A 16,674-nucleotide genomic window follows, 5' to 3' on the forward strand; every position below is an offset into this window, starting at 1 on the left:
GAAGAGTGAATACATAATCATCGTTTCCATCTGAAAAAATCTGGATTTTATTATTTGGGAATGGGAGTTCCACTCTTGAGAAGAGTTTTTCGATCATTTCTTTGCAGGTTTCCTGAGTCCATTTTCCGATAGAATACGCTAAAAAAAGGTATGAGCCTCTCTTTATACAACTGTAGATCCACGCATCACCTTCTTCATCTGAATTTGGGCTTCCTTGCTTAACTTTTTTTTGTTTTTTTTAATTGTGGTCCACATCTCATCCACTTCAAATTGTCCTAATTTTATCTCATTTAGCAGGATATCATTAACCATTTCAGCATGAAGTGCCAGTTCTTCAAGCAAACGACCAATAGTATCTCTATGAAAACCTGTAATACGTTCGATGCTTCTAATACCATTTTTTTCAACAAGATGTTTGCAAATCTGGATTATGTCTTTTCTGGATAGATGTTTATGATATAGTGGTGTATTTGCTGTTTCAACAAACCAGGTACGGCAGTGTTTCCACGTTTCAGTATGTCCTTTCCTTCTTCCTTCGAGAAATATTTGCAATCTGGATTCTGACATGCAATATCGATCTTACTTCTAGGTCTGGCCATTAATACCACATAGTACTAATGGATTTTATACCATATATATTATGCGGTCTATTTGAGGACAATACCGATTTTTTTATTGGATTCATTTATGCAATCTACTTCCCGATGAAATATGTCTGGCATATCTTCCCTTTTTACCAGGGGTTTAAGAGTCCCGTCGCCCGAAACCATGACCTTTGGAGTTCTTGGAAAAGAATTTGCATTTGATGAAAAAAAATCCGAATATGCACCGGTATCATAGAATAATAAATAATCTCCCCGTACTGGTTTCTTTATTAATTTATTTTTTATCCTGCAAAGAAGATCCCCTGTAAAACATAAATTTCCCGCGACAAATGTTTCAAAGAGTTCTCCTTTTTCGATACAGTTTGCAATTTCTATCCTGTGTAGCTGTTCTGGGACAGCAGTTCCAAAAGTATGTGAATTCACGCCGATATCTACATGAATGATGTTCTCTCCGCGTGGAGTTCTTGAGACATGACCAATTTTAGCAATGGTCACACCTGCATTCCCCACGATACTTCTCCCAGGTTCGATAACAAATTTTGGAGATCCGATTTCTTCCAATTTATCCCTGAAAGTCATATTTCCAGAAAATTTTTCATTAAACAATTTTTGGATGAATACATCTTGAGTGTATTCGATTGAAAGTTCCTCCCCGATCCATTCCATATCATCCGATTTTGAATCATATTCATATCCTATGAATTCATTAGCCCATGAATAATTTTCCATTCTCGTATTTTTGATTTTCTTTTTAATGTTATCCCAATCTTCCCGGTCAAAATAATGGATGCCAAGACCCCCTCCCATATCGATCTCATTTATGTCGAAACCTATTTTTTGTGCATCTTTTGACAGATGGATGATGGCATCAAGAACAATATAATATGCCTGAATATTTGTTATCTGAGAACCCAGATGGACCATTAATCCATTGGGTTCCAACATATCCAGATCAAGGACTTTTTGGAACACAGAATTTATGTGTTTAATATCAATCCCAAACTTACTCCATTCACTGGATGTTGAAATCGCTCGGGAGGTTATATGCTTCACCGGGAATCCTGAAAGCCGCAGGTTTATTTTTGCAAAAATTCCTAACTCTCCGGCAATCGTATTGATTACCTCTAATTCTTCTTCAGGATCTACATTTATCAATATTCTTTTTTTTATGCATTCCTCCAGATAGGAATCACTCTTGCAATTCCCATTTGCCCTTATTTTCTCTGACGGAATTCCAGCTTTTAGCGCTAATTCCAGCTCATACTCTGAAGCAACATCTGCTCCGGCACCCAATCGGGCAAGAAGGTTAAGAACGTAATAACTTGTGTTAGCTTTAACCGCATAGCAGATGAGATGATCTTTGTACTCCCTGTCAAGACTTTCCTTGTACTTGTTATAATTTTCCATTATAATATCTTCGAATAAGATGAACAACGGCGTACCGTATTTTTCGGCCACCTCAACCATATCTACACCGTATATCATGCGATGATTTTTTTCTGTTTTACCAATATACTTTTTCCACTGTCCTTTTTCCTCGATCATGTTAAAAATCCCTTCAACGTAAGTAAATCATTAGACCTTATGTAAATGAAAGCCCATATTATATCATCCATACTTATAAAACACCCCATACCCCCCTCTTGGATAATTGAAATCTACCACGCCTTTTGGACAGGCGAACTTGCAGCTTCCGCACTCGATACATCCCTCATAATCATGTTTTATCTTTCCGTCTTCAAGGGTAAACCTGTTCGCAGGACAGAAATAAAGGCATGTTTTTTCATCGCACTCGCCACATAAACTGGTATCTACTTTGATATGCCGTTCCTTGTCAACCTCAAAGCTAACAAGCCCGAGCCGCTCTTCAATACTAATATTCATAGCGCTCTCAAACCTTTTAATACATCAAGTATCATATTCGTTCTATTACCTTTTGTTCCTTCCAAGAGTTCATCAAATGCTCGTTTCTTTGCTCCGTCCACAGCCCAGAGTTTATAGAAAAGCTTGCATGCCATCTCTGGATACAATGTGTACAGCCTATCATTCTGCAAAAATTCCGATACTTTTTTAAATGTAGCGATATCTTTGAGGACGAAATCCTTTCTCAGCAGGTCTTCATAATATGAAAGGCATTCCTTTGAAAAATCATTTTTTCCCATAGCATTTTTCACTGCTTCAGCAGCAGCTGCTCCAGAAGCAATGGCCATATCCATTCCCCGCAGCGTAATACCGCTATTTACCACGAGGCCGCCAGCATCCCCAACAACAAGCATTCCATCAGTGAAAAGCCCACTTCGCGAGGTCTCAGGGATAACATGTGCAGAATATTCCAGTATTTTACCACCTTCTATCAGTTTTGCGACAACTGGATTCTCGTTGAACTCCCTTATTATATCGTGTGAATCTATTTTCTTTTCAATGAGCCGGTCAATATACACCACTATTCCCACAGAAAGGCTTGTTTTGTTGGTGTAAATGAAGCCTCCTCCCGGTATCTCCTTTGTGCACTGACCAACAAAAAGCTGCGCTGCACCTTCTTCATGTGCAAGATTGAACCTGTCTTCAATGGTTTTCTCTGGCAGTTCTATTATCTCCTTCATACCTAGCGCGAATTGTTTTACTTCAAATTTCTTTAACCCCGCTTTCTCTGCCATAAGGGATACCGCTCCGTCCGCAGCGATAACCACATTCGCTTCAATTTCATCCTCACCTGCAATTATGCCTGCGACTTTTTTTTCTCTCCATAGAAGATCATCCACTCTGATGTTCGGCACGAGCGTGGCTCCTGCTTCCACGGCCTTGTTCGCGAACCATTGATCAAACTTCGCCCTGAGTGGTGAAGCTGTTCGGTGGCTCCCGAAACTCCCCGTCCAGAAAATCCAGGGTAACAGAGGCCTCATTGCACAGGAATGTGAGTTTTTCTCGAGTAACCATCCTCTCTATGGGAGCTTCTTTCCAGAAGCCAGGTATGAGACGATTTAAAGCATGCGCGTACATTCTCCCACCCATCACATTCTTGGCTCCAGGGTACTTGCCCCTCTCCACTATCAGCGCGTTAAAACCCATCTTTGCAAGTGAATAGGCGGCTGCAGAGCCTCCTGGGCCTGCTCCTACGATTATAACGTCGAATTTTTCAGTCATATCCTGAAAATCATATACCTTTAAACACGGGCTTTCTTTTCTCCAGAAAAGCGTTTATGCCTTCACGATGATCTTGGGTATTAAAACACTCTGAAAAGGAAACTGCTTCTCTCTCAAGCATTTCTTTAATCATCTGATTTTCATTGATCAGTTTTTTTGCCAGCTTAACAGCTACCGGCCCTCTGTGGGCAATGATATCTGCCATCTCCAGAGCCTTCTCCATCAGTTCTTCATCCTTTACTACTTTATTCACAATGCCGATAGCTTCTGCCTCTGTTGCATCCATAATTTTCCCTGTCAGGATCATTTCTTTGGCTTTTCCTATACCCACCAGTCTGGTGAGTCGCTGTGTTCCCCCAAATCCCGGGATGAGGGCAAGATTTACTTCGGGCTGACCGAATTTCGCATTCTCGCCTGCTATCCTTATATCGCAGGCAAGAGCTAATTCACATCCACCGCCAAAAGCATAGCCGCTGATCGCTGCAATAACCGGCTTCTCCAGATTCTCCAATTGATTGAACAACCTGTTTCCAAAATCAGAAAAAGCCTTCGCCTCTTTTGCAGTAAACTCTTTCATCTTCTTAACGTTCGCGCCTGCGCTGAAATTTTTATCTCCGGTTATAATTAAAACCCGTATCTTTTCGTCCTTCCCAAGTTCATTAAGAAGATCCTCAAGGTCATGCAGCATTGTTGAATCAAGGATGTTAAGACCATCAGATTTTTTCAGCGTAATAATGCCCACTTCATTTTTCTTTTCCACGTATATGTGTTCATTTCTGGTATTCATAGAATCCTTCTCCGGTTTTTCTCCCAAGCTTTCCACCCGCGACCATTTTTCGAAGCAGTGGACATGGCCTGTACTTCACCTAAATCGCCATGAAGAACCTCAAGTTTATCAAGACAGATATCCAGACCCACCAGGTCTGCAAGTTCAAGAGGCCCCATCGGATGGTTAGCCCCAAGTTTCATGATACTGTCAATACTCTCCCGTGATGCAATCCCTTCATGAAGGCAATATAAGGCATCGTTTATCATTGGCATTAGTACACGGTTTGAAACAAACCCCGGCGAATCATAACCACTTCTACGAGCTTCATCACGTACGCCGGGTTCATGAAATGCATACCGGCGAACTTCTCTTTTCTCTCTGTAACCTGAGCAAGCCGTGTGATCGATATGGAAGAGGTATTTGTAGTGAAAATAGTTCCTTTTGCGCATATGGTATCCAATTCTTTGAAAATCTGCTTTTTTACATCCTCTTTTTCTACAACAGCCTCGATTAAGGTCAGCATCTTTACAATCTTCCAGGTTTGCAATAGTCTTAATATTCGAAATGATCCTATCCTTCTCGATGCGTTCAAGCTTCCCTTCGACAACCCTCTTTTCCAGTCTTTCTTTTATTCTGGCGAATCCCGCGCTCACGTATTCCTCGCTCACGTCTTCCATAACGACTTCATAGCCGCTCTGCCCAGCTGCCTGGGCTATTCCGCCTCCCATGGTCCCGGCACCTATTACACCTATTTTTTTAATTTCCATGAGTACCTCATTTTAATGATAAATGGGCAATTAAAAGCCTTAAAATATCAGAAGTCCCCTCACCGATAGTTAGCAATCTTGCATCTCTCCAGTGTCGGTGTATATCATATTCGTCCGTATACCCATAACCCCCATGGATATGTATCGCCTTATCGCATACTTTCAATGCCATCTCTGTAGAAAAGAGCTTGGCCTGCGTAACTTCAGAAACAATATTTTTTCCTTTATCTTTTAAGTGGGCTGCATAATAGGTGAGAAGCCTTGCAGCATTTATCTCGGTTATCATATCAGCCAGTTTCTCCTGTACGAGTTGGTACTCTGAAATGTCATTTCCAAAGGCTGATCTGTCCTTGCTGTATGAAAGAGCTTTTTTTCATAAGCTGCCTGCGCTATCCAAATAGCGATTACAGCGATTGTAATCCTCCCTGAATTCAGGATATGTTTTACATATTCAAGTCCTTTTCCCTCTTCTCCAAGAAGATCTTCTTTTGGAACTGTGCAGTTGTCAAGATGTACCTCGGACAACCTGTGACCCCGAAACCCGAGTTTCGGAATAACTTTCGCCACATTAAAACCTGAGGTTTTCCGCGAAACAAGGAACGATGAGATCCCTTTTTCAGTTCTTGCAAATAGTAAAATAAAATCTGCTTCTCCCGGACTTGTTATTAATGTCTTAGTGCCGTTTAAGATATAATTATTTCCCGAAAGTTGAGCTCTTGTCTGGATTGAATTTGCATCCGAACCGCAGCAGGGCTCAGTGAGTGCGAAAGCTGCCAGATTTCTCCCCTCAGCCAGACCGTTTTCTTTAAGGAATTTTTTTTTCTGTTTATCATCCCCAAAAAGCCTTATGCCTTCACACACCATTCCCTGTATAGAAACCTGCAGGGCTGTATTTGCACAGGCTTTCGCCAACATTTCCAGCGCTGCGATGTATACAGGATATGGGAGTCCTAAACCATTGTAATCCTGAGGAAAAGGAATAGCCATGATTCCCTGTCTAGCTACTTTTTCTAAATTCTGTCTAGGGAATATTTCTTCCTGATCTATCTTTTTTGCAGATGGCATTATTTCCCTCTCCACGAAATCACCTATAGATCCAAGTATCAAATTATATTCCCCGGCATCAGCAAAGAGCATCTCCATTACGTTTTTCATATCTTTTATATAATACATTTTCACCTCTCCACGATCATCGCCACGGCATTCCCTCCACCAAGACAGAGGGTAGCCAGTCCCCTTCTAAGTCCTCTTTCCTTCATAGCATATAGCAGCGTTACAAGTATCCTTGCGCCGCTGCACCCTATTGGATGCCCAAGTGCAACAGCCCCGCCATTCACATTGAATTTTTCTGGAGTAATGTTCAATTCTCGCATTATCGTAATAGAAGCAGAGGCATAGGCTTCGTTATGCTCGACAAGGTCAATGTCATCCATTGTAAAGCCGGTCATTGAGAGCAGTTTTTTCACCGTGGGTATTGGGGCTTCCATCACATCCTCTGGTTTTGTTCCTCCAGTTGCATAACCTATTATTCTGGCAAGAGGTTTTACTCCCATCTCATCAGCTTTTCTCTCTGATGTCACCACAAGAGCGGCAGCGCCATCGCTGATCTGGGAACTGTTGCCAGCAGTAAGAATCCCGTCTTTTTTAAAAACAGGCGGGAGTTTGGTAAGTTTCTCCAAAGAGGTGTCATCCCTCACACCCTCGTCCTTATCAATCGCCTCGCCTTGAACTTCAAAAGGGATTATCTCCTCTTTGAATTTTCCGCTATCGATTGCACGTTTGGCCTTTTGATGGCTTCCAAGAGCGAATTCATCCGCCTCTTCTCTCGTTATGCCGTATTTCTCGGCTATTCTTTCTCCGGTAATCCCCATATGATAGTTGTTATATACGTCCCATAAGCCGTCATACACCATCGTGTCTGTAATTGATGCATCTCCAAACTTCATACCCCATCGAAGGCTTCTGATCAAATGCGGGGCTGAACTCATATTCTCCATACCTCCAGCGACGATTATGTTGGCATCGCCAGCTCTGATGGATTGCGCCGCGAGCATGATTGCTTTGAGTCCTGAGCCGCATACTTTGTTTATAGTCAAAGAACCGATTTCAGGCGGAAGTCCTGCATATATCGCAGCCTGTCGTGCAGGATTCTGTCCCAGACCTGCTGAAATCACATTGCCCATGATAACTTCCTCAACTTCATGCATCTGAATGCATGCTCTATTTACAGCTTCTTTTATGACCTTGGCACCTAGCTCTTGGGCTGGTACATCCTTAAATGCGCGGCCGAACTTGCCTACAGCCGTTCTTACACCGCTTACTAGAACAACTTCTTCAGGCATTAGTTATCACAACCGACACTTTTCCACGCACCTCATAATTTACGTTGATTAATTATAGTTATTAATTATACATCAATTTTTGGATGCTAAGATTATTAAAGGTGATAACGCGAGTGAATTGGAGACATTCAAACCAAAGAGAAGCAGATGGAACACCCGAAATCATTTTCATTAAAAACGCAACCTTAATTTATGGACGAATCATATTGATATACAGTATCTTTTAAGAAGGATTGTATTTCATAATTACTTTCATTAAGAAGGAGACCATAGAAAAATCTCTGGATGGGTTCAGGAAGGTCCAGAATTTTTTCAGCAACACTTCCAAAAGAATAGAATGAATCAAATTGTGGGAGCATTAAAGATGATAAGCCAGATCGATGAACTAAAAAAGCTTTTAGAGCCGAAAATTTCAGAACTTGGACTGGACGAAGGGACAATCGAAGAAATCCTTTCAAAAGCCATGGATTTTTCAGAAAAAGAGCTTAAGCCGCACTCCATGAAGTGGGATGAAAATGGGACTCACTTTGAGAAAGTATACAAAATAAGAATAAGATCTAAAAATGAGAATGTTGAATTAGGGGAAAATGAGTACAATATACTGGATAAATATGGATGCATAGAAGAAGCGGTATTAACACGCAGAAGATTATTATTTCCTGAATATTTTGAAGAGGTACAAAAAAGGCTTGGCAAAACAGGATTGCTGGGGCTATATATACCGAAAGAGTATGGCGGTCTGGGGTTACCTTACACACTTTACAGTTGTGTAATAGAGATATTATCAGGAGGTGATGCCAATTTTGGGGTTCATGCTTCCATACACGGTACTGCGGCTGATTTAATCAATAGGTTTGGCACGGAAGCTTTGAAAAACAGATTGCTGCCTGACATGGCATCCGGCAAAAAACTCGGCTGTCTCGTTTTCACAGAGGGTTCTGGCGGATCTGACCTGAAAGCAGTATCTACTGCTTCTGAACTCGCTGGAGATGGTTACATTATAAATGGAAATAAGTTTTCCATTACTAGCGGTGCATACGCAGATGTTCATGTGGTGTTCACAGTCGACAAAGAAGATTACCATCTGCCATTTGCGGACAGAAAGAAATACAATGCGCTTGTGGTTGAAAAAGGAACAGAAGGTTTAGAATTACTGGGTATTGGAAATACAATGGGCTGGCGAGCATCGCCTACTTCGATGTTGAAATTTGAAAATTGCAAAGTATCTGTTGAGAATCTGCTGGGTGAAAGGGGAAGCGGAAGAAAAGTCCTTTCTGCAGGGTTATCCGGGGGTAGAATAAGCTTCGGCTGTGCATGGTCGCTCGGGATTGCTGACGCAGCTTACAGGAAAGCAATGGAACGTTCAGAGAAAAGAATATTGTTCGGCAAACCGCTAAAAGATCACCGGGAAATCAGGAAACATCTCGCAGATATGTACAGATACCTCTGCATGGGAAGACAGAAATACATACATGCTGCGTATCTTAAAGATAAAAACGACCCGGATTTTCCATTCGAAGCTACGATTTCAAAAATCTTTTGCTCCGAAAGGGCAGAGGATATCGTAAGGATCGTCTACCAGATGCACGGTCATTTTGGGTACATCAATGAAAGCGGTGTACCGCTGCTCTTCAGGAACGTAATGGTAGCCACAGTAGGTGAAGGTGGAACAGAGGTTTTAAGGGACAGGGTAGTAGCGCCAGGTGTGATAAACGGCGATTATGCGTTCACTGGTGAAATTGAATATGATAGAAGTTATGTTGACAGAAACCTCGGGGATGAGATATTCAGGGAACTGGCACAACGATTGGGTGATGATGTGTATCCCTGTTATGAAATTCTTGTGAGCAGGGCTACAGGTAGAAAAATAAGAATGCCTGCAACAGAAGTAAAAAATCTGACGATTAACTGGAAACTCTACGGATTATGAAAGAATTTCTGCTTTTTCCACTTTGCCTTCCATCTCTCCTTTGGCATTAGTTATTTTATTAATGATCCCTATCGAAAAAGAGATCTCATGATAGAAATATGTATACCAGCCGTTTTCAGAAGCCTTATCATATAGCAATTTCTTCTTTGTCTCCCAGCAATCTTCCCTGCCTAAAACGTCAACAGCCATCCTGCACCTTGGCTTTTCCTGGTGCATCACCAGTGCAGCCATATCCGCTGCGTAGAGCATTGTTCTTTCAGCCTTTATTATCACTGACTGATGACCTGCGGTGTGCCCGGGCGTCGGAAGGACAAAAATGCCTGGCAATACTTCTTTTTCTCCATCTACAAGTTCCAAGCTCCCCGATTCTTCCAGCGGCAGGACGTCTTTTTCCACGCTGAAATAGTCGTTCTTCAACTCAAAGCCGGGATCTGTTGCAGTCTTCCACTCTTTTTTTTGTATAACATATTTTGCATTCTCAAAAGTTGGCTTCAATTTTCCATCAATATATCTGGTATTCCAGCCAGCATGATCAGGATTGAGATGGCTGTTTATCACAATATCAACATCAAATGGTTTAACTCCAGCAATATTCATGCTTTCTATCAACGATGGATTCTTAACAATGTTATGATGTTTTACATAATTTGGAGTCTTATCATGGAGACCTGTCTCCACCAATACATTACCCCCGGGGTGCTTGATCAAAAGACAGTTGGCAGCCTGCAAAATATTGTTATACTCATCGGTTTTGTAAGGTTTCTTGCCATCGATATTATAATTGGTCCAGATATCCTTTGGAAAGTATCCAAAAATAACCCCACCATCTTCAGTATGTATGCCGTCGCTTAAGATTTGAAGTTCCATATCCCCGAATTTCATGAAAATTCCTCCACAGGAACAAAATAGACATCTCTCACATCAAAATGCGGATTTCGCCTGAATTTCGGTTTTACTCTGCTCCCATTTTTTATTTTATGATAAACCTCCCAGATGTTTCGATTGTATTCTTCATCATTTATCAGATCTATTCCAGACCTCTCTTTATCTCTTTTCATTCTCTTCAGCCAAAGAATTTCTTTAGGCATGTATTCAGCCATCAGGTAGCTATCCACACCTTCAAATTCTACCAGGATTAAAGAAAATGGTGCCTTTTTCAAGAATACCCCTCCGCCGTACTTGCTTACGCTGTGGCAGTGTATTTTCCCTTCCTCTGGTAAATCAAACCATTCGGTCCTGCTCCCGCAATCGCTGCAATATACATGCGGACTTGCATATCTGTTACCACAACCCATACACATAGAACCGATAAGCTTCCCTTCTGCAAGAGCCATGAAATAAGGCGTATCCTGCGCAATACTTTCAATATAATCTATGGATTCATGTATTTTCTTAACTATAATTTCTTTTTCCCCGCCTGTATAGATGGCCACACCGCTGCCTTTCAGCACTTCCTTCATCACGTCCCTGTATTTAGCGAACTTTTTCACTTCTCTCATTCTACCATGCCTTCTCGGCAAGAGTTAATGTAATATAAGTGCCTGTGCCAGCATGACTGTGGAATCCACCTCGTTTTGCATTCCTTACTTGCAGAGTATCATCCCCGAATTTCTCAGAAATTTTATTCTGCAACTGCCAGAGAGAAAATACGGCTTGCATTATTCCTGTAGCTCCTATAGGATGACCGCATGCGAGAAGTCCTCCTGAGGGGTTCACTGGAAGCTCTCCCTTTTCAGGCAGCTCCAATCCATAATCAATGTCCGGCATGAAAGTATAACCTTTATCGATGAATTCTCTGGAATAGCCGCATGGGCACAATCCAAGGTCTTCATATGTCTGTGCTTCTGACATTGTGTATGCATCATGTATTTCCAGGAAATCCAGCTCTTCCAGAGGATCTGTTATCCCTGCCTGCATGTAAGCTTTTTTTGCAGCCACCCTGCCAGCATTGAATGAGTGGACATCAGGATATAATAATTTGTCATAATATTCAACTAGCTCTTCATTTGCCGATTCGTGAGAAAACGTGGGTACTTTTCTTTTCGGTCGGTCTTCCATGGCCATATTGTCCGTCCCAGCCCCCATTCCTATGATCTTTACAGGTCTATCTGTCAGCCTGGACGCGATATCACTGGATGCAAGAATTAATACAGCAGCACCGTCGCTCATGGTGCAGATATCGAGAGCTGTAAATGGCGTTGCTATCGGCTCTGAGTTGAGAACATCTTCCATCTTTAATTTCTTCGGGTATTGCGCGTAAGGATTGTAGAGCGCATTTGTGTGGTTCTTGATTGAAATTTTAGCCAGCTGCTCTCTCGAGGTTCCGAACTCGCTCATATGCTTATCTGCCATAAGGGCATAGAACATGCTATAAAAACCGCCCAGGTCGCAATTCCTTCTCTGGTCAGAAGCCTTGGCAATAAAATAATTACCCATCCATGTTGGAACCCGTGACATGGTTTCAAAGCCGTAACAGACGCAGAGTTCAAGATCGCCAGAAGCAATGGCTCTTATTCCCTCCTGAATGCAAAGACCTCCAGTTGCACCGCCTCCTTCCACTCTGACTCCTGGGGCAGGGCAGAGACCTATATATTCATGTGCCATTATCCCTGCCATCAACTGCCTTGAGAAATGATCGGAAAAGTAAGAACCCACGCCTCCCAGTTCGTGTGTTTCCGAGAGTTTTTCTTTGAGATATATGAATTCAGGCACATCTTTTACTGCATTATCAAATGCTTCCTTTACCATTATTTGAAATGTCCTGTCTGGATGTGCTTTTGCGAACTTCGTTACACCGCCAGCAACCATATAGACATCTCTGGAAAGTTTCCCCATAGTACTTAGTATGTAAATGAAATTTTAAATACTTTGTTTCTGGAATTCTCTAAAGGTGGTTACCGATCAAAAGTATACGACCAAGATAAAGTGTAAAAATAGGGAAGTTGTTAACGATATGAATCAATCACAAGCTTTGCGTAATATCCTCACTTCGCTTGATGGAAAAGACTATAACGACCAATAAGAATATAACATTCAGGTTAAGAAAAATAACCGAACGGGTGAGAGCATGAAGTGTAAAGTTCAGCTTTCAATCTGTCTGTCATCGTGAGAACATCTTTCATTTCAGTCGTTATTTTCCCTTCCGCCAGAGAAGATAATAATCCAAGCGGCGGCATTGCATATTCTTCTTCTTTTATAAAATGTGGATGTAAGATCTTCGCAACGGCTTTTGCAGAATCTCCAATCTTTCCGCCGACCTGGGTTGCCTTTGAGAGTTCGCCATGAAGCTCTTCATGCTCTAATTTCAATGATCTCGGTATAATGAATTCCATTTTCCAACCTCATGATATTTCACTTAGCGTTTTTATCTTCCTGCCAGGGTCCGAATAAATTATTTTCGGTATCAACACACATCGCAAGATAACCCCAGCCGGGCACAGCTGTTTTGGGCGTGATGATATTACCACCCAGCTTCTTTACCTTTGTGATGTATTCTTCAATAGAGGATACACCGATGTAATTCATAATATTCTGTGCAGGCAATCTTCTTTGTCCCATCCCGCCGCCTACCCCAGGGTTCCCATTCAAATCTTTTGTCTCGATAAGGTAGAAGGGTGTCGGCATCGGCGCCTGATTGAATTTCCAATCAAACAGCTTTTCGTAGAATTTCTTCCCTCGCTCCATATCATTTACAAGCAGGTCAAAATGAACGATTGTTGCCATTACTAACTCCCCAACTTAAACTATACTTTTCAGGATTAATATTTGTTGGTATGGGTATTAAAAGGAAAGTCCTTTCGGTTGCATATTCAACAAGATCAAAGGAATCAGAGATACGGTGAAATGCTTTACACTAAGCCAACAGCACCGAGATTATCCCTGTCAGGAATATGCCGTCAAATGTTCCTGCACCGCCAATGGAAGCCATTGGAGCTCCAAGATCAGGGATCTTTTTCAGGTTCAAGAGATCTGCACCGATCAGGCATCCAAGCGTGCCAGAGATGTATGCGAGCATGGGTGCTTGCTGGGGAGAGATAATTAAAGCCAGACCTGCAGCCATAACAGGGGGTATCAGCGCGGGAACAGCTATCCCGAGTCCCTTTACAGGTCTTGCTATCAAATGTATGAAAACAGTCATAAGAAATACCCCGATGACTACATCGGCCGGATTGACCATCGGGATAAGAAAACTGGATATAAGTACTGGAATTACGCCTCCTCCCAGGTTCACAGCTATGACGGTTCGATGCTCTACCTCAAGAGGCGGGATAACGTACCTGAACCAATAGAAATCCACTATCCTTCCTGATATGACAGGTTCGCGTGATGTTTTTTCCATCACTGGGATGTTTATATGGCTGCCAATAAGTGACAGGAATAATATCAGGACTGAATACTCCGGAGGAAAACCAAGTTTTCTAAAAGCAAGACCAATGAGGTCTATGCTTATTAGAATGAATACTATTCCAAGTAAAAACAATAACAGGATAATAAATGATGTTGTAACCCTCTGGTGGACAAAGCGAGACATCAGGACCTCTTTAAAGAGAATTGGTTCAAATCTCTAATAGGTTAAATGGAAGTCGATAATATCAAATTTACTGTATATTCTGTATTGAAGATATTGATATAGTCGTGCAACATTTCGCGCCAAAATCGGAATTCCAATAAACCGATCCTCTGCCGATGCTTCTCTCTCTCAATGACCTCACTCACCCATTTTGACTTCCTGCAGGCGTGTCATGCTTTGAACCGCTTTCTGGTTTTAGTATATTTCTTTTTCACTTTATTAACGATATCTACTCAAATCCGGCATGACGATTTTGCATTCCTCCTGACATTAGCCAACAATACCCCTTAACAACGCGCCAACCACGTAGGCTACGCTCGCTGCCAGTCCACCGACCAATAGCATCTCGAGGCCGCTTCTGAAGGGGTTTAATTTGGTAACAGTTACTTTCGCAACCCCCAGCCCAAAGATTGTCAACGCAGATAATATAACGGATACTGTGAAGGATTCAGTCGAAGAAATCGGGTAGAACAGTCCCAGCACATAGACGATAAGCGGCATGAATCCTGCCAGGATAAAAGACACCAGCGTGGCCAGTGCGCTGAATAACGGCTTGCGTTCGTCCTGCAGCATCCCCAGCTCGTTGATCATCATGGCTTTAACCCACCTCTCCGGGTCTCGGGCCTGGATATCAACGAGGCTTCGTGCATCCTCCTCCGAATAACTGTGGCTTCGATAAACCTCGTAGAGTTCGGCCCGTTCGCCTTCCGGGAAATGTTCAACCTCCCAGGCTTCTCGCTGCCATTCCCGCTGGTAATACTCCTTTTCGCTCTTGGATGAAAGGTAAGCCCCTATGGCCATTGCAAAACCATCTGCCAGCAGGTTGGCCATGCCCAGGATAAGAACGATACCGCTGCCCAGTTTGGCACCAGCCACCCCGCTGACTACTGCAAAGGTGGTAAGAATGCCGTCCAGCCCGCCGTATACCATGTTGCCAATATAAACGTCGCTCGCCCCACCGTGCTGCTCCTGTGCGATACGCTCCGGAGCATGCGCCAATGCTGATGCCTGTACGTCACGCCGGGCGAATGCTTTACGCATTTCTTCGAGTCGTCTGGACTTAGTCATTACCACATTCACTATTGCGATATCAAAAACCCTATTAAAATCATGCAAGCTCGATCATGGGGATTCTCCCATCATTTCTTAGGTATTGGTTTCGGTTTAATGGGTTTCTTTTTCTCCTTATTTGGCATCTGCTTCCTCCTGACAATTTAAGGTCATAAATAATTTCTTTTTCAGGATATGAACTTTTGTGTAACGGCGCTGACACCCCGTAACATGCAGATCATTAAATCTGCTATTTCAATACCGTCATATCCTTCCTACACGGCGCCGCTCAATCGCCGCGGAGGCTGTTGCTGCTTTGTTTTCACGTCTGAAATGTTGATGAAATGGGCTTTTTTGTGAGGAGAGAAGATGTGCCGCTTTCGGTCGGGTTGGGGCGAGAGGTATCTTATCAGTTCGCCAGTTGGCCTGACGGGGCTGGTATTGAAAGATTGTAATAATGCCGCTAATTTACCGAGGGGCTTATAATTAGGGAAGTTATAATAAACAAAAAATAGAAGGATATCGTATTGAAAATTAAAGGAATTATCTGGTATGAAGGAATTATTGAGAAACTCGAAAAAAAACATAATGTTCAGCAATATGAGGTACGGGAAGTTTTGGTCAATGACCCAAAGTTTCGTTATATTGAAAAAGGCCTGCAACCGAACGAAGATGTATATGCTGCACTTGGAAAGACAAATGCTGGAAGGTATCTTATTATTTTCTTTATCTACAAATTAAATAAGCATGCACTTATCGTGTCGGCACGAGATATGACACGAGGGGAACGGAAGAAATATGAACAAAAATAAAGGCTCCATATCCAAAGCAAAAAAGTATGAAGAAATCGGTGAATTCTGGGATACGCATGATCTCGCCGAACACTGGGATGAAACCACATCTGCCAAATTCGAAGTCGATCTGCAGTCCGAGTTGACATATTATGCGGTTGACAGTCGATTATCGGCAAAGATAGAAGAGTTTGCCAGAAGACGCGGTATATCTCCCGATACGCTTTTAAATCTATGGCTGCAGGAAAAATTACAGGAGCAGAATGCCTGAACGATTCATTCAGGGGTCCGAGTCTTTCTGTATATTTATCACAGCCTAATTATTAATCCCTCGGCGCCGATATGTTCCCGAAGCAGCAATATTCAACTGGAGCCGAAGCATGATTTCCTGAAAATAAAAAACCGCAGATGAACGCAGATAAACGCAGATTTATAGTCTCGCTTTTCATAACACTCTTCTATTGCTCCGAATATTTATAACTCTGTAATTATTAATTTCCCGGCGCCGATATGTTCCCGAAGCAGCAATATTCAACTGGAGCCGAAGCATGATTTCCTGAAAATAAAAAACCGCAGATGAGCGTACTATTAACACTTTCGGTCAGCATTATCTTAACGGCGCTGGGGTTACGACCCCAGACCCCAACGGATGCGCCGCCGCTGGCGGGGTTTAACACGAAATCACCGGTTGCATATTTTCACGATT

20 protein-coding genes are annotated in these 16,674 nt (G+C 42.4%); 3 read left to right on the forward strand and 17 right to left on the reverse strand.

The features are described from left to right. Positions 1-162: 162 nt before the first annotated feature. The 10 genes from O8C65_07530 to O8C65_07575 all read right to left on the reverse strand — a co-directional run bounded on the left by O8C65_07530 (position 163) and on the right by O8C65_07575 (position 7,627). The gene (locus O8C65_07530) at positions 163-567 is read right to left on the reverse strand and encodes a hypothetical protein (protein ID MCZ7356768.1); all 405 of its coding nucleotides are present in this window, start codon (positions 565-567) and stop codon (positions 163-165) included. Between the two features lie 80 nt (positions 568-647). After that, entirely contained in the window at positions 648-2,090 is a 1,443-nt protein-coding gene (locus O8C65_07535; GenBank protein MCZ7356769.1) for a hypothetical protein, read from the reverse strand. Between the two features lie 123 nt (positions 2,091-2,213). Next, positions 2,214-2,489, reverse strand: coding sequence for a 4Fe-4S dicluster domain-containing protein (locus O8C65_07540; protein MCZ7356770.1), 276 nt, complete (start codon positions 2,487-2,489; stop codon positions 2,214-2,216). Next, positions 2,486-3,508: an FAD-dependent oxidoreductase gene (locus O8C65_07545; GenBank protein MCZ7356771.1), complete on the reverse strand. Its 1,023-nt coding sequence runs from the start codon at positions 3,506-3,508 to the stop codon at positions 2,486-2,488. The genes O8C65_07540 and O8C65_07545 overlap by 4 nt, the downstream gene beginning before the upstream one ends. Further along, positions 3,426-3,749, reverse strand: coding sequence for an FAD-dependent oxidoreductase (locus O8C65_07550; protein ID MCZ7356772.1), 324 nt, complete (start codon positions 3,747-3,749; stop codon positions 3,426-3,428). Before O8C65_07550 ends, O8C65_07545 begins: the two co-directional genes overlap by 83 nt. 10 nt (positions 3,750-3,759) lie before the next feature. Continuing rightward, on the reverse strand, positions 3,760-4,536 hold the full coding sequence (locus O8C65_07555) for an enoyl-CoA hydratase-related protein (GenBank protein ID MCZ7356773.1): 777 nt from the start codon (positions 4,534-4,536) through the stop codon (positions 3,760-3,762). Next, on the reverse strand, positions 4,533-5,285 hold the full coding sequence (locus O8C65_07560; protein MCZ7356774.1) for a 3-hydroxyacyl-CoA dehydrogenase family protein: 753 nt from the start codon (positions 5,283-5,285) through the stop codon (positions 4,533-4,535). Before O8C65_07560 ends, O8C65_07555 begins: the two co-directional genes overlap by 4 nt. Before the next feature lie 7 nt (positions 5,286-5,292). Continuing rightward, positions 5,293-5,610: an acyl-CoA dehydrogenase family protein gene (locus O8C65_07565; protein MCZ7356775.1), complete on the reverse strand. Its 318-nt coding sequence runs from the start codon at positions 5,608-5,610 to the stop codon at positions 5,293-5,295. Continuing rightward, positions 5,568-6,458: an acyl-CoA dehydrogenase family protein gene (locus tag O8C65_07570; protein MCZ7356776.1), complete on the reverse strand. Its 891-nt coding sequence runs from the start codon at positions 6,456-6,458 to the stop codon at positions 5,568-5,570. Before O8C65_07570 ends, O8C65_07565 begins: the two co-directional genes overlap by 43 nt. A 2-nt stretch (positions 6,459-6,460) precedes the next feature. After that, complete coding sequence (locus tag O8C65_07575; protein ID MCZ7356777.1) at positions 6,461-7,627, reverse strand: acetyl-CoA C-acetyltransferase; 1,167 nt, start codon at positions 7,625-7,627, stop codon at positions 6,461-6,463. A gap of 337 nt (positions 7,628-7,964) precedes the next feature. Between O8C65_07575 and O8C65_07580 the strand changes: the two genes are divergently transcribed. Next, the gene (locus tag O8C65_07580) at positions 7,965-9,557 is read left to right on the forward strand and encodes an acyl-CoA/acyl-ACP dehydrogenase (GenBank protein ID MCZ7356778.1); all 1,593 of its coding nucleotides are present in this window, start codon (positions 7,965-7,967) and stop codon (positions 9,555-9,557) included. Here the strand turns inward: O8C65_07580 and O8C65_07585 are convergent. The 7 genes from O8C65_07585 to O8C65_07615 all read right to left on the reverse strand — a co-directional run bounded on the left by O8C65_07585 (position 9,552) and on the right by O8C65_07615 (position 15,195). After that, the gene (locus O8C65_07585) at positions 9,552-10,439 is read right to left on the reverse strand and encodes an MBL fold metallo-hydrolase (GenBank protein ID MCZ7356779.1); all 888 of its coding nucleotides are present in this window, start codon (positions 10,437-10,439) and stop codon (positions 9,552-9,554) included. The two genes, O8C65_07580 and O8C65_07585, sit on opposite strands and share 6 nt — an antisense overlap. Then, the gene (locus tag O8C65_07590; GenBank protein MCZ7356780.1) at positions 10,436-11,056 is read right to left on the reverse strand and encodes a hypothetical protein; all 621 of its coding nucleotides are present in this window, start codon (positions 11,054-11,056) and stop codon (positions 10,436-10,438) included. The genes O8C65_07585 and O8C65_07590 overlap by 4 nt, the downstream gene beginning before the upstream one ends. A 1-nt stretch (position 11,057) precedes the next feature. Then, positions 11,058-12,392: a hypothetical protein gene (locus O8C65_07595; protein ID MCZ7356781.1), complete on the reverse strand. Its 1,335-nt coding sequence runs from the start codon at positions 12,390-12,392 to the stop codon at positions 11,058-11,060. A 203-nt stretch (positions 12,393-12,595) separates the two neighbouring features. Then, positions 12,596-12,889: a hypothetical protein gene (locus O8C65_07600; GenBank protein MCZ7356782.1), complete on the reverse strand. Its 294-nt coding sequence runs from the start codon at positions 12,887-12,889 to the stop codon at positions 12,596-12,598. 19 nt (positions 12,890-12,908) lie between these two features. Next, positions 12,909-13,280 carry a VOC family protein gene (locus O8C65_07605; GenBank protein ID MCZ7356783.1) on the reverse strand — a complete coding sequence of 124 codons (372 nt, stop codon included), beginning with the start codon at positions 13,278-13,280 and terminating at the stop codon, positions 12,909-12,911. 130 nt (positions 13,281-13,410) lie between these two features. Further along, the gene (locus O8C65_07610; protein MCZ7356784.1) at positions 13,411-14,088 is read right to left on the reverse strand and encodes a DUF1614 domain-containing protein; all 678 of its coding nucleotides are present in this window, start codon (positions 14,086-14,088) and stop codon (positions 13,411-13,413) included. Positions 14,089-14,397: 309 nt separating this feature from the next. After that, the gene (locus tag O8C65_07615; protein MCZ7356785.1) at positions 14,398-15,195 is read right to left on the reverse strand and encodes a VIT1/CCC1 transporter family protein; all 798 of its coding nucleotides are present in this window, start codon (positions 15,193-15,195) and stop codon (positions 14,398-14,400) included. 509 nt (positions 15,196-15,704) lie between these two features. Between O8C65_07615 and O8C65_07620 the strand changes: the two genes are divergently transcribed. After that, positions 15,705-15,989: a BrnT family toxin gene (locus O8C65_07620; protein MCZ7356786.1), complete on the forward strand. Its 285-nt coding sequence runs from the start codon at positions 15,705-15,707 to the stop codon at positions 15,987-15,989. Next, the gene (locus tag O8C65_07625) at positions 15,976-16,239 is read left to right on the forward strand and encodes a CopG family antitoxin (protein ID MCZ7356787.1); all 264 of its coding nucleotides are present in this window, start codon (positions 15,976-15,978) and stop codon (positions 16,237-16,239) included. Before O8C65_07620 ends, O8C65_07625 begins: the two co-directional genes overlap by 14 nt. Positions 16,240-16,674: the final 435 nt, after the last annotated feature.

The sequence above is a fragment of the Candidatus Methanoperedens sp. genome (genome assembly GCA_027460535.1).
GTDB lineage: Archaea > Halobacteriota > Methanosarcinia > Methanosarcinales > Methanoperedenaceae > Methanoperedens.